A 19,981-nucleotide genomic window follows, 5' to 3' on the forward strand; every position below is an offset into this window, starting at 1 on the left:
ACTATACATCTGAAATTAAATAAAAAAATATTCTTGCAAAAAAACTCATTCTACTGAACGATTGTTGCAGGCTCAAATGCGAGTCTAAAAAATCAACATGAGCAATGAGGCTCTTCAGCTGCGGTTCACCCCGCGTTGAAGGGTCTTTTTTTTGTTGCCGAATCAAACGGCTGCTCGGATCCAACAGAGGAGAAGTCTGAATGAAACGTCGCGATTTTCTTGGAGGAGTCGGCGCTGTGGGGACAGCTGGTATGCTGTCAGCGCCGGCGCTCCTTTCGACGCTGAGCCGCGCCTCCGCACAGGGAAGTGACATCCCCGTCGGACTGCTGTTTTCACTGACCGGCGCGGTTGCCGTCGTTGAGAGCACCCTGCATGATGCCGCACTGATGGCAATCGACGAGATCAACGCTGCGGGCGGTGTGCATGGGATGCAGTTGCGCCCGATCATTGAAGACCCTGCCTCGGACCCCGCGACCTACGCCGACCGCGCCCGTCGCCTGATGATCCGGGACAAATGCGTGAGCGTGTTCGGGTCCTACACCTCAGCCAGCCGTCAGGCGGTGCTGCCCGTGACCGAGCAGCGCAAGAACCTCTACTGGTATCCGACGCTCTACGAGGGTCGCGAATGTTCGCGCAACGTGATGTATGGCGGCGCGGTGCCGAACCAGCAGCAGGATGATCTGATCCCTTGGGCAATCGAGAATTTCGGACCGCGTTTCTACATGATCGGGAACAATTACGTCTATCCGAAGGAAGAGAACAACTACTGCAAGACCCTTTTGGCCAAGCACGGCGGCGAAGTGGTGCATGAAGAATATGTGCCCCTCGGGCATTCCGATTTCAGTTCGGTCATCAATCGCATCCGCGCTGAAGAGCCCGACGTGATTTTTGCGACTGTGGTCGGTGATTCCGATGTGGCATTTGCCCGGCAATATCACGCAGCAGAACTAGATCCGGCCAAGATGCCCGTGATCAGCCTCACCCGCTCTGAAGTTGAGGTCAAGGCTATCGGTGGTGACGCTGCCGCCGGTCACTTCTCGTCAGCCCCCTATTTCATGGGCACTCAGACGCCAGAGAACGAGCGTTTTGTCGAGGCCTATAAATCCCGTTATGGCGCGGATCAGGTCACGCACTTTGTGAGCGAAGCGGCCTATTTCCAAGTCTATCAGTTCAAGGCGGCGCTGGAAAAACTCGACCCGGCGAACATCACCCCCGAAGCGATCCGTAACGCGGCTGTTGGCTTGTCGCTGACCGCGCCGCAGGGCGAGGTGTTGATCGACGAGAACCTGCACACCCATCTCTGGCCCAAGATCGGCCAGTGGCAATCGAACGGTCAGGTCGAAGTGTTGCTTCAGTCCGGGAACCGTGTCGCACCCCTGCCCTATGCGGCCTACGAGGGCCAGCGTTGCTCCGGACAGGGCCTCGTGGAGGGCTGAGCCCCGGCCCACGATCTCCGACAAAACAAGAAACACGGACCGCCCGGCCCTATGAACAGGGCCGGGCCAACGGGAAGGGTGTCTCGATGGACGTGATACTAAACCAGTTATTTGCCGGACTGAGCATGGCCTCGATCCTGCTGATGATCGCCTTAGGACTGGCGATTATCTATGGAGCGATGGGGGTCATCAATCTGGCGCATGGCGAGTTTGTCATGCTGGGGGCTTATGCCACTTGGGCGCTTCAGACTTATGCAGGACTGAGCATTATAGTTGCATTGCCCTTTGTTTTTGTCGCGGTTGGTGCCGTCGGCTGGGTCATTGAAAAAATTATCGTGCGTCGCCTTTATCATAGGCCGCTGGATACCATTCTGGCGACCTGGGGGATTGGCATAGTTCTGCAACAAGCGGTTCGCCTCTCAGTCGGCGCAGAATCCCGATTTGTGAGAGGCCCGGAATTTCTGAGTGGCAACACCGAAATCGCCGGCCTGTTCATGTCAAATTACCGGCTGTTTGTCATCGCATTTTCACTGGCAGTCCTGTGCGCCTCATGGGCTCTCATGACGCGCACCGAATTCGGCATGAAATTGCGCGCTGTCATTCAGAATCGTCAGATATCTGAATGCTACGGCATCGAGGCCAAGAACATCTATTCCGTCACCTTCGCCTATGGCGCAGGGCTGGCCGGGATCTCGGGAGCGCTGATCACTCCACTCTTCAGCACCATTCCCACCATGGGCACCGGCCTTGTTGTGGATGCCTTTCTCGTCGTCATCGTCGGCGGCCTGGGCAGCCTCTTGGGCGCTGCATCGGCATCAGTGCTGATCGGTGAGGCGACAGCCCTTTTCTCGATGTTGCTCAATGACACGCTGGGCCGCATCGCCGTTCTGGCCGGAATTATCGTGCTGATCCGGTTCCGTCCACGCGGACTCTTCCCTTCGAACACCCGCCGCTGAGGAGAGCGATATGACAACCAGACTATTTTACGATCTCGCGGCTCTGGTGCTCTTTGCGCTGGTCATCGTGCTGGGGGTTCCCGCCCTGATGGGCTTTGACGGGTTCGAGTTGAACACCTTTGCCCGCTATCTGGCATTGGCGATCGTGTCGCTGGCGCTGGCCCTGTCATGGGGCAGTGCGGGGCTGCTCAATCTGGGTCAGGCCGCGACGTTTGGCATGGGGTCCTATGCCATGGCCATGCATCTCAAGCTTAAGGCGAGCGGCGATGCACTTCCGGATTTCATGGGTTGGAACAATGTCCCAGAGTTACCTGCTCTCTGGGTTCCCTTTCACTCACTCGGCTTTACCCTGTTGGCCGGGCTACTGGTGCCGGCATTCGTGGGCGGACTGATCGCGATATTCATGTTCCGCGCGCGAATTGCCGGCGTCTTTGTCGCAATTATCACGCTGGCCTTTCTTGTGGCCTTTCAACTGGTGGTGATCGAACAACAGGGCATTACCGGCGGGCAAAACGGGTTGACGGGCTTGGCGCCGCTCACGCTGCCCGGCTGGACTGTCGATACCTATGGCGTCGGGTTTTACTATCTTGTCGCTGGCTGCCTGATGGCTGCGATCACACTCGGCCTCTATATTACACATAGTAAGTTTGGCCTGATCCTGCGCGCCATCCGCGAGGATGCAGATCGCACGCGGTTCTTTGGATATAACGTCGCGAATTTCCAAACGGTGATCTTCTGTATTTCGGCTGCGCTCGCGGGCTGGGCTGGCATGCTCTACACGCTGGTGCTCGAGTTTGCCTCCCCCACATACATGAGCGTCTCTTTCAGCCTCGCCATCGTAATATGGTGTGCCGTGGGCGGCCGGAACTCTGTGTTGGCGGCAGCCGCAGGCGCGATCCTCGTCAACCTGCTGGAAGGGCGGCTCTCAGATGTCTTTGTCGAGGGCTGGAACCTGATGCTTGGCGTCATCTTTGTTCTGGTCGTGATGTTCATGCCACGTGGACTACACGGTCTGCTCGGAGATCTCTGGCTGGTTCTAGGCAGCAAGGCACGCAAGGCCCGCACCACGTCTAATGATCCGAGCATGAACTTACCGCCTCTCAAATCCGGACAGGAGCGCTGAGCATGAACCAGCTACAGGTAACCGATCTACATGTGGATTTTGGGGGGCTGCGCGCCGTGGATGGGCTCAGTTTCGAGGTGGCAAAGGGTGAAATCCTCTGCCTTCTGGGGCCAAACGGCGCTGGCAAGTCGACCACACTCGACCTGATCTGCGGCAAGACCCAACCTACAGGTGGCTCTATCCGCTTTGAAGGGACCGAGATATCGCAATTGCTCGAGTTCAGGCGCGCCCGGTTGGGCATCGGCCGAAAGTTTCAGGTTCCATCTGTCTACAAGGAACTGACCGTTGCCGAGAACTTGTCGATTGCACGGTCACGTAGACCGGGCATCTGGCACGCACTCACTCACTTTGCATTGACGGACGGGCATGCAGCAGGGCCGATTCTTGAGCGCGTAGGCCTTGTAACAAAGGCCGACGATCTGGCCGGAAATCTCTCGCATGGCGAAACGCAATGGCTCGAGATTGCCATGCTTATAGCTCAGGACAGTCGCCTGATCTTGATGGACGAGCCGACTGCCGGAATGACCATCCAAGAGACGGCACGCACCGCCGAAATCTTTCGCGCACTCAGTGCCAGCCACACTCTTATCGTGGTCGAGCATGACATGTCCTTTGTGCGCAAGGTCGCTGACCGGATCGTGGTGATGAACCGTGGCGCGATGTTGGCCGAGGGCACGATCGAAGAGATTGAGACCAATGAAGACGTCAAGACAGCATATTTGGGGCATTGATCATGGAAAGCATGCGCGCAAAGGACCTCTATTCCTTCTACGGCAAAAGCCCCGTCATTCAGGGCGTGTCCTTTGATCTCGAACCCGGCGAGTTTCTGGCCATTTTGGGCAGAAACGGTGTGGGCAAGACAACCCTGCTTAAATCGGTCATGGGGCTCACGGACCGGTGCGAAGGCGGGCTCGTCTTTGGCGAGACCAATGTCTTAGACCTAAGCACATCTCAACGGGCGAAACTAGGCATCGCTTATATTCCGCAAGGACGCGAGATCATCCCGAACTTCACCGTTCGCGAAAATATCCTGATGGGCACCTTCGCGCGTGCCGACGGCAAACGTGAAATCCCTGCGTATCTCTTTGAGATGTTCCCGATCCTTAAGGAATTCATAACACGCAAGGGGGGCGATCTCTCAGGCGGGCAGCAACAGCAACTCGCCATCGCGCGGGCGCTGGCGATGGATCCAAAGGTTCTGATCCTCGACGAACCGACTGAGGGCATCCAGCCCAACATCGTAAAGCAAATCGAGGACGCCATCATCAGGCTCAACAAGGAACGCGGGCTTGGCATCATTCTGGTGGAACAAAATGTCCCCTTTGCTCGCCGCGCCTCTGACCGGTTTCTGGTGCTCGACAAGGGCCGCGTGGTTCTGCGCGGGCACAGCAAGGATCTCTCCGACTCTGTCGTGGAGAAGCACCTGACCTTTTAAGGGGCAGGAAATCACCAACAAAGCATATCAACGAAAGGACAAGACATGAGACATGGTGACATCTCCAGCAGCGATACCACAGTCGGCGTCGCGGTCGTCAACTATAAGATGCCTCGGCTGCACACCAAAGCCGAGGTTTTGGAAAACGCTCAAAAGATTGCGGACATGATCGTCGGCATGAAACAGGGTCTGCCTGGGATGGATCTGGTGATTTTCCCCGAATACAGCACCCAAGGCATCATGTATGACAACGACGAGATGATGGAGACTGCGGCCACCATCCCCGGCGAAGAAACCGAAATTTTTGCTGCAGCTTGCCGCAAAGCCAACACATGGGGCGTGTTTTCAATTACGGGCGAACGCCATGAAGAACATCCCAAAAAGACGCCTTACAACACGCTCATTCTGATGAACAACAAAGGCGAGATCGTACAAAAATACCGCAAGGTTCTGCCGTGGAACCCGATTGAGGGCTGGTATCCGGGCGACAAGACCTATGTCTGCGACGGGCCAAAGGGACTCAAGGTCAGCCTGATCATCTGTGACGATGGCAATTACCCAGAAATTTGGCGGGATTGCGCGATGAAGGGTGCCGAACTGGTCGTGCGCTGTCAGGGCTACATGTATCCCGCCAAGGATCAGCAGGTCATCATGGCCAAGGCCATGGCTTGGGCTAACAACACATATGTCGCGGTGGCTAATGCTGCCGGGTTTGATGGGGTCTATTGCTACTTTGGCCATTCGGCGATCATCGGATTTGATGGGCGCACCTTGGGCGAATGTGGCGAAGAGGAAATGGGCATCCAGTATGCACAGCTTTCGATCCCCGAGATCCGGGACGCGCGTGCAAATGACCAGTCGCAAAACCATCTCTTCAAGCTCTTGCACCGTGGCTACACCGGTATTCATGCGTCGGGCGATGGCGATAAGGGGGTCGCGGAATGTCCGTTCGAATTCTATCGCAACTGGGTCAATGATGCCGAAAAAACCCGGGAACAGGTCGAGTCCTTTACTCGGACAACTGTGGGCGTTGCATGTTGCCCGGTGGGTGGGCTGCCGACAGGGGCCAAAGAGAAAGAGGCAGGTTGACCATATGCTGGCCTGACTTGGGAACGGTGCAAGACTGCACCGTTCCGAACCTTTACTAGAATGATGGAATTGCCATGCCGTTTCTGACAGATCGTCTGCACGACACAGCACGCCAGCAAAAACTCGCTTTGGCATTAGCTGATGAGAATGCACCAATGACTGCGCCTCACCAGTCCAAGCAGACTGCAAACGGATTAAAGACCCGCTTCACCTTTGACCTAAAAGGGATCGAGGCGGAACTGCGAGCCGCCATCATCGGTCAGGACGAGAGCCTTGATCAGCTCCTTCAAATCCTCAAGGTGGTGCGCGCTGACATCGGAGACCCCCGAAAGCCGCTGGCAACGATCCTTTTTTGCGGCCCAACTGGCGTTGGCAAAACCGAGACCGTGCGGACGCTCGCGCGTGCGCTTTACGGCGATGCTGATGCGTTTTGCCGGATCGACATGAACACTCTGTCGCAGGAGCATTACGCCGCCGCGTTGACGGGCGCACCACCGGGTTACGTAGGCTCTAAGGAGGGCACGACTATTCTCGATCAGGAAAAGATCGAAGGCACGCGCAACCTGCCGGGATTGGTTCTTTTTGACGAACTTGAAAAGGCAAGCAACGAGGTGGTGCTGGCGTTAATGAACGTATTTGACAACGGTCTTCTGACCGTCGCCTCTGGCGAGCGGACCTACTCCTTCCGAAACGCGCTGGTTTTTATGTCGTCAAACCTAGGTGCACGGGAGTTGATGGAACTGGATAATGACCAAGGCAATCTTTGGCAGCGGTTCAAGGGGGCCAGCAAATCCCGCCGGGAGCGCGCCCAAGACATCGTGATGACCTGTCTGCTTGACCGCTTCCCTCCTGAGCTAGTGAACCGGATTGATCATGTTGACACGTTCAATTGGATTTCGCGCGACAAGATGCCAGAACTGGTAGATGTCGAACTCACGAGACTCAACCGTCGCCTAAGGAAACATGATCTCTCGCTGAGCCTTGGCACAACCCTAAGGGAATTTCTTTCCGTTGAAGGCTATGATAAGCGGTTTGGAGCGCGAGGTTTGCGGCGGGCGATACGGCGACATCTGGAATTCCCTTTGGCGGGGTTTTTGCTTGACGGGCCGGCCCCGACCGCACCAACGACAGACCAGAACGTCACCTACATTATCGCTGACCAAACGGATGGTCATGTTCGGTTTCAATACTCCTGAATGAAGGCAACATTTCGTGACAAGTAATGACAGCTGGAAAATCGGTCTGCTCTTTTCGACATCGGGCGTCACCTCGATCATAGAACAGTCACAATTCAACGGGGCGCTGCTGGCAATGGATCAGATCAACGCACGCGGCGGCGTGCGTGGACGTCTTCTTGAGGCTGTGAGTTACGATCCGGGATCAATTGTGCAGCGCTACGGGGAATTGGCTGAACGTCTGATTGTCGAGGATAAGGTAAGCGTGATCTTTGGCTGTTACATGTCTTCCTCGCGAAAGGAAGTATTGCCAGTGGTCGAGCGGCGCAATGCGCTGTTCTTTTATCCCACTCTCTATGAAGGGTTCGAATACTCACCCAATGTAATCTATGGTGGGGCCTGCCCCAATCAGAACAGCGTGCCTCTGGCAAATTATCTGATGAGCGCTTATGGCAAGCGGATTTTCTTTGTTGGCTCGAATTACATCTATCCATATGAATCCAATCGCGTGATGCGAAACGTCTTGCGGCAAGGTGGCGGAGAAGTCGTCGGTGAACGGTATTTCGACCTTGAGACCCGCGCCGATGGGTTCAGTAAAGTGCTTGAGGAAATCAAGGAAGTGCGCCCGGATGCCATCTTTTCAACCATAGTTGGCCAGTCCTGCATTGAGTTTTACCGCGCGTATCACGCGGCGGGCGGTGATGGTCGGGTTTGCCCGATAGCGAGCCTGACGACCAACGAAGGAGAAATCAGCGCAATTGGCCCAGAAGCATCGGTAGGACATATCACAGCGGCACCCTATTTTCGCTCCATTAACTCCGTGGCAAACCGTCGCTTTCTCAAGGCCTATGAACAGAAATTCGGTTCGACTATTGATGTCACCAGTTGCTGCGAGGCTGCCTATAGTCAGGTGCACCTCTTCGCGGCAGCCCTGGAGGAGACCGGAGAAATGGATACCGAATGCCTGCGAGAGGCGTTGCTGGGCGAGGCGTTCGATGCACCGCAAGGTCAGATCAAGATCGATCCTGACAACAACCATACTTATCTGCAATCGCGCATAGCCATGGTAGATGCACAAGGGGAATTCGTGATCGATCTTAAAGTGCGCCGAGCGATCAAACCCGACCCTTATCTTGTCTATCCTGCGATCCATGACTGGAGTTTTCGCACTCATAAGGTGTCGGCAACCGGCGGGCATCATGAATGACCTGATCCAGAACCTGCGGGATCAGAATGTGCTCTTGGTGCATCCGCGGGACCGAAGCGCGGATGAGTTGCTGCAGCAGGTCAATAGGATTGGCTGCAACTTTGAACATATGTGGCCTGTACCCAAGTCGCTGCCTGACAAGTTCGACATGGTCTTTATCGATGTCACGGACCAATCGGCCGCAGAGTTGAAGGGGTTTCTTGACAAACGCGAACACCCGGCAACTATCATCGCGATAGTCGGATACGAGAACCCGTCAACCCTGGATGTGATCCTTGAGATTGGCGCGCATTCGGTATTGATGAAGCCGGTGCGCGCGGCTGGTGTGTTGAGCAGTATGCTGATGGCACGCCGATTTCAGTCTGAACAAGTGCGGTTTGAAAAAGATCTGACCAAGCTGCGCGAAAAGCTGGAAAATGTTCAGAAAGTGAACGATGCCAAATTCATACTTATGCGCCATCGCGGCATTACAGAGCGCGAGGCCTATGACCTGATCCGCAAGCAGGCCATGGCCAAGCGCACGACGACGACCGAGATAGCTCAATCGATCATAAATGCCGAAAGCATCCTGAGTAATATGGGTGATACCTGAGGTTTGGGCGTCCCATATGCCAAAAATGGCAGAACCTCTTCGACAATAGTTAATGTGGCTTGCGCAAAGATTATGGCGCGCAGGCAGACCTTGAACAGACCAGACGCGGCACGCCCTCCGGCGCCCTTGCACGAGCTTGGGCAAAGGGGTCTTGGCACCGAGCCCCAACCTGCTAGCCTGCGCCGCATCGAGACAGAAAGATGCGCCCATGACCCCCACGCTTCATATGATCCCTGCCCGTCGCGGCAAAGCCACACGCCTCAACGCCGGTGAGGCCATACGCATCATCAACACCCATGGCGCACAGGTCGTGGACACATGGGCCTTCAGCGCCAATGACATGACCGAGTTCATGTCGATGGAACATCTCCGCCCGACGCTGGGCCGCATTTTCCCCAAGGCCGGTGATACGCTTGTGACCAACCGCCGTCGCCCGATCCTGATGTTTGAGGAAGATACGTCTCCGGGTCGCCATGACACGTTGATCGCGGCCTGCGACACCTATCGTTATGGGCTTTTGGGCTGCACAGAATATCACGACAACTGCACTGACAATCTGCGCGCAAGCCTGCGTCAACTGGGCCTAGCCACCCCCGAATGCCCCAGCCCGCTGAACCTCTGGATGAATATTCCGATCGACGCCGAAGGGTGCACCGCCTGGGGCGAGCCGCTCAGCAAACCCGGTGATTACGTCATTCTGCGCGCGGTGATGGATTGTGTCGTGGCGATGTCGGCCTGCCCGCAGGACATTCTGCCGATCAACGGTGCGGCCTGCGTGCCAACCGAGGCGCATTTCGAGGTTCTCGGGCGGTAAGAGACTTGCGGCGATTGGGGCATGCACCGGCTCAGATTCCAAACTTCCACTTCCAAACTGCCACAGGCCTCAGCGCATCAGCACCACGGGCACCTTGCACGACCGCACCATTTCAGTCGTGGTCGATCCGATGATGAGACTCCGAATACGGCTGTGGCCATAGGCGCCCATAACCACCATGTCAAAGACCGCCTCATCCACCAGTTTGCCAAGTGCGCTCTCCGGTTGCCCGCCAACCACTCCGGTTTCCACCTCGATCCCGGCCGCAACCAGTAAAGCGCGGGCATCTTCGAGCCCTTTCATGACCTCTGGCGTGGCAGTACCCACTGTCACCACATGCACCTTGAGCCCGGCAAAGAGCGGACTGCGGGCAATGTGATCCACCGCCTTCATTGCCGACGTGCCGCCGTCATACGCCACCAGCACCTTTTCAATCGGCCGAAACGCGCGGGCAGCCACGAACACAGGCTTGTGGCTGGCGCGCACGATCCGCTCTAGGTTCGATCCCAAATGCCCCTTGGCGAAATCCGCCGCCTCGCCACGCTTGCCAATCAGGATCACGCGCGCCTCCTGCTCGACCTCAGCCACGGTCTCGACGATGTCACCATGGCGCAGCCGCGTGGTGACCTCGCTCACCCCCGCCCGATCAAGGATCGCGCGGGCATCCTCCAGAATGGCACGACCCCGATGCGCCACCAGCTTGGCGCGTTGCTCATCTATCGCCACCAACTCCTCCAACAAGGCCGTGCGCGCGCCGAGCCGGATCGAGCCGGACAAATCGGATTTCTCCGTTCCCTCGCGTCGCCCCAAGACATGTAATAACTCGACCGGCGCTCCGGTGCGCTGCGCAATCCACGCCGCATGCTCACAGACCGAGGCCGAATAGATCGACCCATCCACCAATGCGATGATCTTGTCCGTCATGTCCGTCTCCTTTTCAATGCGACATCAGGGTGTCGATGGCCCCCGGTTTGTCATGCAGCGCCAGCTTGTCGACGATCGTCTCCGACGCCGCATTCATGCCCCGGATCTCCACTTCGGCCCCGTCCCGGCGGAACTTCAGAACTGCCATGTCAAGCGCCTGAACCGAAGAGATATCCCATATATGCGCAGCGCTCACGTCGATCACGACCGTATCCAGCGCCTCTTTGAAATCAAAGGCATTCATGAAATCCTCGACCGAGCCGTAAAAGAGCTGCCCCTCAACCCGGTAAGTGCGCGCGCGCCCGTCCTTAGAAATCTCAGAGGTGACACGAAAGAGCTGGGCGATTTTTCCCGCAAAGAAGATGCCCGACAAGAGCACCCCCACCAGCACCCCAATGGCAAGGTTATGGGTGTAGATCACAACCACCACAGTTGCGATCATCACGATAGAGGACGATCGTGGATGTTCGCGCAGATTTCGAATGGATGACCAAGAGAAGGTACCGACCGAGACCATGATCATGATCGCCACCAAGGCCGCCATCGGAATAAGACTGACCACGTCCCCCAACCCCACCACGAGGATCAGCAGGAACAGCCCCGCAACAAAGGACGACAGCCGCCCGCGCCCGCCGGATTTGACGTTGATGATCGACTGCCCGATCATCGCGCAACCCGCCATGCCACCGATGAATCCGGTGGCGGTATTGGCGATGCCCTGCCCGACCATCTCTTGGGACCGGTTCGATTTCGTATCGGTCAGGTCATCGACGATGTTCTGGGTCATCAGGCTTTCCAGCAGGCCCACGACCGCCACCGCCACCGAATAGGGCAGGATGATCTTCAGCGTCTCGAACGTCAGCGGAATGTCGGGGATCAGGAACACTGGCAGCGTGTCGGGCAGATCGCCCATATCGCCCACTGTGCGTACATCAAGGCCAAGCGCAAGCGTGAGTGCCGTCAGCACGATGATCGTCACCAGCGGCGACGGCACCGCCTTGGTCAGAAGCGGAAAGAGATAGATGATCGTCAACCCCGCCGCGACCAGAACATAAGTAATCCACGGCACGCTGCGCGGGTCCAACTCTGGCAGTTGAGCCATGAAAATCAGGACCGCCAGCGCGTTGACGAACCCGGTCATCACCGATTTCGAGACATAGCGCATCACGAACCCCAGCCGCAGCAGCCCCATCCCGATCTGGACAAGTCCTGCCAGCACCGTTGCCGCCAGCAGGTATTCCAGCCCGTAATCCTTCACCAGCGTCACCATAAGCACCGCCGTCGCCGCCGTCGCCGCCGAGATCATGCCGGGCCGCCCGCCGGTGATCGCGGTGATCACCGCAATCGAGAAACTGGCATAAAGCCCCACCTTGGGGTCCACCCCCGCAATGATCGAAAAGGCAATCGCCTCGGGGATGAGCGCCAGCGCCACCACCAGACCCGAGAGCACATCGCCCCGGATGTTGCCAAACCATTGTGCCCGATAGGCATCTATTGAAATCATGTGAAATCCGTCCCTGATCCGGCCAGTTGAACACGGCCCGATTGCGCGCTTGAGAGCTTCAGATGATCCGGCGGATAAGCGGCCGGAAGAGCCACCCGGGATTTGCACCCAGGATCCTGTCGATTTGACGAGGCATCTAGCGTTCCCTGCCCCAAATGCCAAGCCATTTCAGTCGCACCACAGCATTCCCCTGACAACACCTCGGCTAGTCAGAGGTCACAACCAGTGCAGGGATCGTAAAGGCGTCATGCTTGACCCCCCGCGCCATAGCGCTTTGCCGCACCGCGTCCTGCAGCCCCGCACTGCGTTTGAGCAACCGTCGAAACCGGGTCTCGTCCAGCACCAAAATCGTAGAGGAGGAGATGGCTGTGGCGGCCGTGCGACGCGGCTTTTGCATCAGTATGGCCATCTGTCCGAACATCTCACCCCGGCCCAAACGCCATGTTTGCCCGGCAACGGCCAGTTCTACAGCCCCCGAGGCGATAAAAAAAACGCTGCGCGCCGGCGAATCCTTACGCAGGATCACGTCGCCCTCATTGACATAGCGCGTGCGCAGGGCCCGTGTCAGTTGCCGCAGGCTGCGTTCGTCGAGATCGGCAAACAGCGGGAATTGCCGCACCAACTCTGCTTTTTGCACCGCCACATCGAGCTTGGGGCGCTGCTCCTCGCGCAGGCGGCGCTCTGCGATGTCCTGCATCAAGGCCACATGCAATTCCGCACCGATCAGCCCGTCTTCACGCAGCATGCCATATTCGCGCTCTTCCAGACGCAGCGCAGTCCGCCGGATAAAGCGTCGCTCCAATTCCTCGGCATAGCCGGGATATTGCAGACGCAGCCCTTCCAGCGCGGTTTCCACCGCCTCTTGTCGTCGTGCCAGCAACTCATGCAAGAGGTCGGCCACCCGTTTGCCATGAATGCGGCGGATGCGCCCGTCGATGAACCCGCTCAAATCCCGCAGGATCAGACGCTGCGACAACAGCACCTCGAACCGGTCCGCCGTCATCAGTGCCAGTGGCCGCGAAATCCGCAGCCGGTTGTTCAGGATCACCGCCGCACGAAATGCCCGACCATAGCGCAAACTGCGCCGGGTCGCTCGCTGATAGCCGGTGCGTCCACCCGACCGAGTGGCCTCGATCAGCCCATCGGCCTCTGTCAGGATCTGATCCGAGAGCCGCCCAGAGATCGCACGCTCCCGGAACCGGGCCAGAATGGTGTCGCGCTCGGCCCCCGCCAGCGCGATCAACCCCAATGTGATGCGGTCGCGATCCTGAATCGCCTCGTCGTCTTCAGCCGCTTCAACCGCCCGGTCCAGCCGCTCGGCAAAGCGCTTGGCCTCAGAGCGCACCGTTTCGCGCGTCAATTCGTAATTCTCGGCGGTACGCGCTACATCCTCGCGCACCGTCTGCAAGGCGACGGCAATCACCTGATTGCTCAGCGCCTGATCCAGCGGCGACAACCTGTCCAACCCCAGCCGCCCAATCACCCACCGCAGCGTCGTGCCCTGTGCCAACAGCGTGAACAACGTAAAGCCGGTCGCAAGTATCCCCACCAGCCGCTTGACCTCGGTCGGCACCCCAAAGCTCTCTGTGACCGCCAACGCCAGCGCCAGCGTCACAGCCCCTCGCAATCCCCCCCAGAGTATCGCCACCCGGTAGGGCCGCTCGACCACAGGCGAGAGCCGCAGCAGGCTCAGAACCGGCATGAGACCAAAGAGGATCACCGCCCGCGCCGCCACTGCCGCCGCGATCACCACCACGATCAGAACGATGTCTCCCGCCCGCACCTCTTCAAGCAACCGGGGGATGAGCAGCGCGGCAAGGATAAAGATCAGCGCCCCGGCCCAATGCGCCAATAGATCCCAAACATCGCGCAAATTGCCCCAGATCGCCGGAGGCAGTCGTCCCGGCCCGGTCAGATTGAGGGTCAGCCCCGCTGCGACCACCGCGATCACACCAGAGGCGCCGATGCTCTGCTCCGCACCGATATAGGCGAGATAAGGAAGCGCCACCGAGACCGAGATTACCGCCAACTCGTAACGCGCCATCAACGACATCACCCAAACCGCGATCCGCGCGCTCAGCCATCCGGCCAGAGCCCCGCCTGCAATCAGCACTGGAAAGCGCGCCAATGCATCCTGAAAGCTGGGGTCCGGCACCCCCAGCATGACAAACCCCATGAACAGACCAAAGAGGGCGATGGCGGCGGCGTCATTCAACAGGCTTTCACCTTCGATGATCCGCGCCAGCCGTCGCGGCGCCGAAATCGAGCGAAAAATCCCCACCACCGCCGACGGATCCGTGGTGCTGACGATCGCGCCAATCAGCAGGCAGGCCACCAGCGGCAGCGCGCTTGCCCAAGAGAGCGCATAGCCCACCGCAAGGGTCGCCACCACGACTGCAACCACTGCAAGCACCAGAATCGGCACCCAATCATCCATCATCCGGCGCGGATTGACCCCAAGCGTCACCTGAAAGAGCAAAGTGGGCAGAAACACATAAAGAAACACATTCGAGCGGATCGGAAGCGCCAGAATCGCCTCTGCTACGGGGTTGAGCGCATCGGTCAACTCGGTCCGTAGGAAGAAGATCGCTCCGACCCCGATCAACATCCCCAGACAGGCAAGGATCACCGTATAAGGCAGCCGAAGCCGCGCCGCCAAAGGATCAGCGGCGGCAATGACCAAGAATAGTGAGGAAATGATCGTGGTGATAAGAACGATATCCATATCTCTGAAATAGCTGGAATTTCAGAGATTGGAAATCCGAGGTTGATTGATTTGGGGCGACATTCTGCCAGACGTCACCCATCTGCCCTCTAAAGCATCTCGCCCCCGTCGATCACCAACGCAAGACCAGTCACAAAACTTGACCGATCCGAGGCCAGATAGACGATACCATGGGCAATTTCCTCGACGCTCGCCCAACGCCCCATGGGAATTGAGCCAGCAACATAGGACTCGAGGGCTTGACGTCCCCCCATCTGTGTCTCGAATCCGGCGTTGAAAGGTGTATCCACAAAGCCGGGGCAAAGCGCGTTGAACCGGATATTCTCGGGCGCATAGTCTACGGCCATCTGTTTGACCATCGCCACGGCAGCATGCTTGGTCGTGGCATAGGACACCATACCCCGATCGTACTGACAGCCAGAATTGGATGCCGTGACAATCACCGACCCACCACCCTGAGCGCGCATCGGCGGAATGACCGCCTGCGCCAGCACGAAATGCGCCCGCACGTTCAGCGCCCAGGCCGCGTCCATCTGCGCGGGTGTTACATCCTCGACCCGTCCGGGGATCTGTATGCCCGCATGACTGTGCAGGATGTCGATCCGCCCCCAACGCGCAACCACATCCTCGACCATCGCGCGACAGTCCGCATCCTGCCCCACGTCGAGGGTATGGGCGACCCCCTGTCCTCCGGCCGCCTCGACCTGCGCCAAGGTTTCCTGCGCCAATGCGCCATCACGATCAGTGACAACGACCACTGCACCCTCACGGGCCATGGCAATCGCCCCCGCTCGGCCAATCCCCGACCCTGCCGCCGTCACCAGCGCGATACGATTCTTGAGCATACTTGCCTCCTGCATACGGTCAGCGCCCGGCCCGCGCCGCGCCGGGCCGCAACAGCACCTGCGCGATTATCAACAACGACAGCGACGCAACCATCACCATCGTACCAATCGCATTGATCTCGGGCGTCACCCCCCTGCGGATCGACGAGAAAATATAGATCGGCAAGGTGGTCTCGGATCCCGCGACGAAAAATGCCATGATGAAATCGTCAAAGCTGAAGGTGAAGGCCAGAAGAAACCCCGCCAGAATGGCCGGTGCGATCTGCGGCAGCGTCACTTGCACAAAGGTCGCCACCGGACCGGCTCCCAAATCCCCCGAGGCTTCGATCTGCGCACGATCAAAACTCTCAAGGCGCCCCCGCACCAACAGAACCACCAGCGACATGGTGAACATGCCGTGCAACCCGATCAACGATCCCATGCCCAGCGACAGCTTGCGACCACTCATCGCCTCAAGCCACGGATTGACCAGATCGAACACCGTGACCAGCGCAATCAGCGTCGCAATACCAATGACAATGCCGGGGATCATCACCGCGACCTGTACCAACGTGTCAAAGAATGCACGCAACCGTCCCCGCATCCCTGTCAGCGCCAGCGCCGCCATAGTGCCCGCCAATGTCGCCAGAACCGCCGACAGAAACGCCACCTTGAGTGAGGTCCAGAGCGCCTCCATCACAAAGGGATTGCTGAGCGCGCGACCGTACCATTCGGTTGAGAAGCCCTGCATCGAACTGGCTGACCGGCCCGCCGAGAACGAAAACAGTGCAATGATTCCAATGGGAAGATAGAGAAACGCAAAGACGGCAATGGCATAGGCTCTCATGGCACCCTCACATCAATCCGACATCGTCGCGACCCGCGCCGAACCGCCGGACCGCCCGACTATAGAGCGCCACGACGATCAGCATGATCACGATCAGCGCCACGGCCACCGCCGATCCGAACGCCCAGTTGCGCGATTGCAGGAACAGGTCGACCAGCGCATTACCGACAAAGAACACCTTGCCGCCGCCCAGAATGGCCGGGATCAGAAATTCGCCAGTGAGCAGGATGAACACCAGCATCGACCCGGTCAGAACCCCCGGCATCGACAGGGGCAACGTGATCTGCAGAAAACTGCGCCAAGGCGGCGTGCCCAGATCTGCAGCGGCTTCCAACAGGCTGCGATCCAGCTTTTCCAGTGCCACATAGATTGGAAAGACCATCAGCGGCAGATAGCCATAGACAATCCCCACCAGCACCGCAAAGGGCGTGTTGATCAGGCGGATATCCCCCAGCCCCACCGCCTCTAGCAGTGCCGGTATCCCGTTGCCGCCTAGCAGGTAAATCCACGCATAGGACCGGATCAGAATAGAGGTCCAGAACGGCACGATCACCAGAATAAGCAACGTCGTCTTCCAACGCGCCGAGACCTTGAGCGCCAGATAATAGGCCAGCGGATAGGCAATGACCAACGCCGCCAACGTGCCCAGCGGTGCCAGTGTCAGCGTGTTGCGAAACGCAGCGAACCGCGCGGGCAGGTTGGCATATTGCTCAAACGTGAACCCCGCCGCATAGCCGCCAATCGGGTTCCTCTCGCCAAACGAAAAGACGAGGACGACAGCCAACGGAAACAGCAGCAACACCGCATACCAAATGCCAGCCGGCATCAGCAGCAACGCGCGCGCTTGCACCCTTGTCATAGCTATCGCCCCCTTCTCACGTTCAGGCCGACTTGAACCGGGCCATCAGCTCTGCACGGTTCGGATCGGTCAGCGTCACCGCCGCGCCGAATTCCAGCGCATTGAGCGCCTCTGCCGCCGGGTAGAGGATCGGATCATTCAGCAACTCTTCGGGCAAGAGCGCATTGGTGCGCGCATCCGCCACCGGATAACCATGCGCCAACGCCTCACGCGCGTTGACCTCGGGCGCAAGCAGATAGTTGATCAGCGCATAGGCCGCCTCGCGGTGCGGCGCGCCCACCGGGATGGCATAGTAATCCGACCAGATTTCACCACCCTCCTTGCCCAAGGCAAAAGCAATCTCGGGCAGATCGGTATTGAGCTGCTTACCATCGCCAGTCCAACACATCGTGACCCAGGCATCGCCATTGCGCATCGCAGGCTGATAATCCGAAGAAATCGCAAATAGGTGCGGCTTGACCTCGATCAGCAGCTTTTCGGCATCCGCCAATTCCGCCGGATCGACCGAATTAAAGCTATACCCGAAATAGGCAAGCGCATTGCCGATAGTGGTCAACTGATAGTCATGCACCATGACGCGCCCGTCAAACTGATCCTTGGCCCCGTCAAAGAAGGTTTTCCAGCTATCCACCACGCCACCGGTCTTGGCGGTGTTCGACGCAATCCCAGTGGTGCCCCAGTTCTTGGGCACGGCATAGACCTTGCCATCAATCGTGCCCGCATCGGCAAAGCGCGCATCAAAGGCGGCAGGATCGTAATTGGGCAGTTTGCTGAGGTCCAGCGGCTCAATCAACCCTGCCTCGACATAGGTCGAAATCGCATAGTTGGTGGGCACGAACGCATCCCAGCCCGAGCCGCCCGCTTGGATCTTGGCCAGCATCTCCTCGTTCGAGCCGAACACATTAACTTGGGAGAAGACGCCGGTCTCTTCGGCAAACCGATCGAAATTGGTCGCGTCGTGATAATTGGGCCAAGTCGCCAAAACCACCCGGTCGCCCAAATCCTGCGCAAAGGCGCGCCCCGGCAAGAGACCCGGCAGCGCGGCCCCCGTCACGGCCATCGCTGCACCAAGACCCGTTGTTCCTAGAAACTGCCTCCGGCTGATCGAACCCTTCTCGTAGCGGCGCAGCTCTTTGATGAATTTCTGGCGCGAAATCGGCGTGTTATCATGTGTCATTGCATCGTTTCCCTTGTTGAACTTGGTGCAGTCGTTATCCGTCAGTCTTCGGCAGCCAGAACCAGACCTGTGCCTGCCGTCCAAAGGATGTGAGCCTCTTCGCCCACCCCCTGCCCGCCCAAGGCTCTTTCGGCTTGTCGCGGAACATTGACCTGAAGCGGGCCAATGCCATCGGCCTGCATCAGGTATTCAGTATGATCGCCCAAAAACGTGCGGTGCGTGATCCGCGCACGAAGCATCGTATCCTCGCCGGACGCAGCCCCCGGCGCGGCAAGTCGCAGCGCCTCGGGCCGCACCGCAATCTCGACATGACGGCGCGTATCCTCCGGCGCATCCGGCACCAGAACCTGTGCGCCCCCCGCCAATGCGACCCGCGCCAGCCCCGCCTGCCGCGACAGAACTTCGCCGCTCAGGATATTCGCCTTGCCCACGAAATCCGCCACATAGCGATTGCGTGGCCGATCATAGAGATCCTGCGGCGTGCCCACCTGTGCGATCCGCCCTGCCCCCATGATGCAGATCCGATCCGACATCGACAGCGCCTCTTCCTGATCATGGGTAACCAGCACAAAGGTAATCCCGAGACTGCGTTGCAGATCCAGTAACTCACGCTGCATTTCTCCACGCAGCTTGGCATCCAGCGCCGCCATCGGCTCATCCAGCAACAAGAGCTTGGGCTCGTTGATGACCGCCCGCGCCAGCGCCACCCGCTGCTGTTGTCCGCCTGACAATTCCCATGTGCGCCGCGCGCCAAACTCGTCCAGCCGCACCTTGGCCAGTGCCGCCTCGACCCGCGCGGCAATCTCGGCTTGCGCCAGCTTGGGGCGCACCTGCCGCAAGCCATACCCAATATTCTGCGCCACGGTCATATGCGGAAAGAGCGCGTAATGCTGAAACACCATGTTCACCGGGCGCGCATAGGCAGGCACACGGCTCACGTCTTGCCCGTCGATCCGCACCATGCCCTCGCTAGGTGTTTCGAATCCCGCCAGCATCCGCAACGCCGTGGTCTTGCCACAGCCAGAGGGCCCAAGGAACGACAGAAATTCCCCACGCCGGATGCGCAGGTTGATCCGGTCCGCCGCCAACACCGCCCCGTATCGCTTGGTAGCGCCGACAAATTCGGCAACACAATCGTCCCCTTTCGGGTCGACTGCCGTGCTCTCTGCCGCCTGTTTCCGGCTCACGCCCATCCTGATCTCCGTTTCGACATTTGCATCCAGCATGCGATTCTCTCGTATTGCCGCTAGAAAGCACCTATGCCATACATTCTCAAAATGTTAAGAAAACCGCA

At 58.5% G+C, this 19,981-nt stretch carries 18 protein-coding genes and 1 other annotated feature; of the genes, 10 read left to right on the forward strand and 8 right to left on the reverse strand.

Going from position 1 to position 19,981, the window contains the following annotated elements:
• Window positions 1–200 precede the first annotated feature (200 nt).
• From ACN0SW_RS17410 to ACN0SW_RS17455, 10 genes are all read left to right on the forward strand, one after another.
• Window positions 201–1,436: a transporter substrate-binding domain-containing protein gene (locus ACN0SW_RS17410; protein ID WP_417729200.1), complete on the forward strand. Its 1,236-nt coding sequence runs from the start codon at window positions 201–203 to the stop codon at window positions 1,434–1,436.
• An 86-nt stretch (window positions 1,437–1,522) separates the two neighbouring features.
• The gene (gene urtB, locus ACN0SW_RS17415) at window positions 1,523–2,392 is read left to right on the forward strand and encodes an urea ABC transporter permease subunit UrtB (protein WP_417729201.1); all 870 of its coding nucleotides are present in this window, start codon (window positions 1,523–1,525) and stop codon (window positions 2,390–2,392) included.
• A gap of 10 nt (window positions 2,393–2,402) precedes the next feature.
• Window positions 2,403–3,515 (forward strand): urea ABC transporter permease subunit UrtC, encoded by a 1,113-nt coding sequence (gene urtC / locus ACN0SW_RS17420; protein WP_417729202.1) that lies wholly within the window; start codon window positions 2,403–2,405, stop codon window positions 3,513–3,515.
• A gap of 2 nt (window positions 3,516–3,517) precedes the next feature.
• The gene (locus ACN0SW_RS17425) at window positions 3,518–4,246 is read left to right on the forward strand and encodes an ABC transporter ATP-binding protein (RefSeq protein ID WP_417729203.1); all 729 of its coding nucleotides are present in this window, start codon (window positions 3,518–3,520) and stop codon (window positions 4,244–4,246) included.
• 2 nt (window positions 4,247–4,248) lie between these two features.
• Window positions 4,249–4,950: an urea ABC transporter ATP-binding subunit UrtE gene (gene urtE / locus ACN0SW_RS17430; RefSeq protein WP_417729204.1), complete on the forward strand. Its 702-nt coding sequence runs from the start codon at window positions 4,249–4,251 to the stop codon at window positions 4,948–4,950.
• 45 nt (window positions 4,951–4,995) lie between these two features.
• Entirely contained in the window at window positions 4,996–6,039 is a 1,044-nt protein-coding gene (locus ACN0SW_RS17435) for an aliphatic amidase (RefSeq protein ID WP_417729205.1), read from the forward strand.
• A gap of 155 nt (window positions 6,040–6,194) precedes the next feature.
• Window positions 6,195–7,235, forward strand: coding sequence for an AAA family ATPase (locus ACN0SW_RS17440; protein ID WP_417729206.1), 1,041 nt, complete (start codon window positions 6,195–6,197; stop codon window positions 7,233–7,235).
• 16 nt (window positions 7,236–7,251) lie between these two features.
• Window positions 7,252–8,421, forward strand: a complete 1,170-nt coding sequence (locus ACN0SW_RS17445; protein ID WP_417729207.1) for a transporter substrate-binding domain-containing protein — start codon at window positions 7,252–7,254, stop codon at window positions 8,419–8,421.
• The gene (locus tag ACN0SW_RS17450; protein WP_417729208.1) at window positions 8,414–9,013 is read left to right on the forward strand and encodes an ANTAR domain-containing response regulator; all 600 of its coding nucleotides are present in this window, start codon (window positions 8,414–8,416) and stop codon (window positions 9,011–9,013) included. The genes ACN0SW_RS17445 and ACN0SW_RS17450 overlap by 8 nt, the downstream gene beginning before the upstream one ends.
• A 208-nt stretch (window positions 9,014–9,221) precedes the next feature.
• Window positions 9,222–9,827, forward strand: coding sequence for a DUF1989 domain-containing protein (locus ACN0SW_RS17455; protein ID WP_417729209.1), 606 nt, complete (start codon window positions 9,222–9,224; stop codon window positions 9,825–9,827).
• Between the two features lie 69 nt (window positions 9,828–9,896).
• Here ACN0SW_RS17455 and ACN0SW_RS17460 read toward each other — a convergent pair whose 3' ends face one another.
• The 8 genes from ACN0SW_RS17460 to ACN0SW_RS17495 form a co-directional block, all read right to left on the reverse strand.
• On the reverse strand, window positions 9,897–10,751 hold the full coding sequence (locus tag ACN0SW_RS17460; RefSeq protein WP_417729210.1) for a universal stress protein: 855 nt from the start codon (window positions 10,749–10,751) through the stop codon (window positions 9,897–9,899).
• Window positions 10,752–10,764: 13 nt separating this feature from the next.
• Window positions 10,765–12,255, reverse strand: coding sequence for a SulP family inorganic anion transporter (locus ACN0SW_RS17465; RefSeq protein WP_417729211.1), 1,491 nt, complete (start codon window positions 12,253–12,255; stop codon window positions 10,765–10,767).
• 61 nt (window positions 12,256–12,316) lie between these two features.
• Window positions 12,317–12,375, reverse strand: a sequence feature (sul1 is cis-regulatory element that is thought to sense ions involved in sulfur or methionine metabolism; They are found in Alphaproteobacteria).
• Between the two features lie 85 nt (window positions 12,376–12,460).
• Window positions 12,461–14,980, reverse strand: a complete 2,520-nt coding sequence (locus ACN0SW_RS17470) for a cation:proton antiporter (RefSeq protein WP_417729212.1) — start codon at window positions 14,978–14,980, stop codon at window positions 12,461–12,463.
• A gap of 89 nt (window positions 14,981–15,069) precedes the next feature.
• Entirely contained in the window at window positions 15,070–15,840 is a 771-nt protein-coding gene (locus ACN0SW_RS17475; protein ID WP_417729213.1) for an SDR family NAD(P)-dependent oxidoreductase, read from the reverse strand.
• Window positions 15,841–15,844: 4 nt separating this feature from the next.
• Window positions 15,845–16,651, reverse strand: a complete 807-nt coding sequence (locus ACN0SW_RS17480) for an ABC transporter permease (protein WP_417729214.1) — start codon at window positions 16,649–16,651, stop codon at window positions 15,845–15,847.
• 7 nt (window positions 16,652–16,658) lie between these two features.
• Window positions 16,659–17,510 carry an ABC transporter permease gene (locus ACN0SW_RS17485; RefSeq protein WP_417729215.1) on the reverse strand — a complete coding sequence of 284 codons (852 nt, stop codon included), beginning with the start codon at window positions 17,508–17,510 and terminating at the stop codon, window positions 16,659–16,661.
• A gap of 22 nt (window positions 17,511–17,532) precedes the next feature.
• Window positions 17,533–18,687, reverse strand: coding sequence for an ABC transporter substrate-binding protein (locus ACN0SW_RS17490; RefSeq protein WP_417729216.1), 1,155 nt, complete (start codon window positions 18,685–18,687; stop codon window positions 17,533–17,535).
• A gap of 41 nt (window positions 18,688–18,728) precedes the next feature.
• Complete coding sequence (locus ACN0SW_RS17495) at window positions 18,729–19,913, reverse strand: ABC transporter ATP-binding protein (RefSeq protein WP_417729217.1); 1,185 nt, start codon at window positions 19,911–19,913, stop codon at window positions 18,729–18,731.
• Window positions 19,914–19,981 lie beyond the last annotated feature (68 nt).

Origin of the sequence: Roseovarius sp. (assembly GCF_048262375.1) — a bacterium.
Classification (GTDB): domain Bacteria; phylum Pseudomonadota; class Alphaproteobacteria; order Rhodobacterales; family Rhodobacteraceae; genus Roseovarius.

Coding starts and splice junctions, on each gene's coding strand:
- ACN0SW_RS17425 (WP_417729203.1), top strand. CDS start 3,518: ATGAACCAGCTACAGGTAACCGATCTACATGTGGATTTTGGGGGGCTG.
- urtE (WP_417729204.1), top strand. CDS start 4,249: ATGGAAAGCATGCGCGCAAAGGACCTCTATTCCTTCTACGGCAAAAGC.
- ACN0SW_RS17470 (WP_417729212.1), bottom strand. CDS start 14,980: ATGGATATCGTTCTTATCACCACGATCATTTCCTCACTATTCTTGGTC.
- ACN0SW_RS17480 (WP_417729214.1), bottom strand. CDS start 16,651: ATGAGAGCCTATGCCATTGCCGTCTTTGCGTTTCTCTATCTTCCCATT.
- ACN0SW_RS17485 (WP_417729215.1), bottom strand. CDS start 17,510: ATGACAAGGGTGCAAGCGCGCGCGTTGCTGCTGATGCCGGCTGGCATT.
- ACN0SW_RS17490 (WP_417729216.1), bottom strand. CDS start 18,687: ATGACACATGATAACACGCCGATTTCGCGCCAGAAATTCATCAAAGAG.
- urtC (WP_417729202.1), top strand. CDS start 2,403: ATGACAACCAGACTATTTTACGATCTCGCGGCTCTGGTGCTCTTTGCG.
- ACN0SW_RS17450 (WP_417729208.1), top strand. CDS start 8,414: ATGAATGACCTGATCCAGAACCTGCGGGATCAGAATGTGCTCTTGGTG.
- ACN0SW_RS17465 (WP_417729211.1), bottom strand. CDS start 12,255: ATGATTTCAATAGATGCCTATCGGGCACAATGGTTTGGCAACATCCGG.
- ACN0SW_RS17460 (WP_417729210.1), bottom strand. CDS start 10,751: ATGACGGACAAGATCATCGCATTGGTGGATGGGTCGATCTATTCGGCC.
- ACN0SW_RS17455 (WP_417729209.1), top strand. CDS start 9,222: ATGACCCCCACGCTTCATATGATCCCTGCCCGTCGCGGCAAAGCCACA.
- urtB (WP_417729201.1), top strand. CDS start 1,523: ATGGACGTGATACTAAACCAGTTATTTGCCGGACTGAGCATGGCCTCG.
- ACN0SW_RS17410 (WP_417729200.1), top strand. CDS start 201: ATGAAACGTCGCGATTTTCTTGGAGGAGTCGGCGCTGTGGGGACAGCT.
- ACN0SW_RS17475 (WP_417729213.1), bottom strand. CDS start 15,840: ATGCAGGAGGCAAGTATGCTCAAGAATCGTATCGCGCTGGTGACGGCG.
- ACN0SW_RS17435 (WP_417729205.1), top strand. CDS start 4,996: ATGAGACATGGTGACATCTCCAGCAGCGATACCACAGTCGGCGTCGCG.
- ACN0SW_RS17495 (WP_417729217.1), bottom strand. CDS start 19,913: ATGCTGGATGCAAATGTCGAAACGGAGATCAGGATGGGCGTGAGCCGG.
- ACN0SW_RS17440 (WP_417729206.1), top strand. CDS start 6,195: ATGACTGCGCCTCACCAGTCCAAGCAGACTGCAAACGGATTAAAGACC.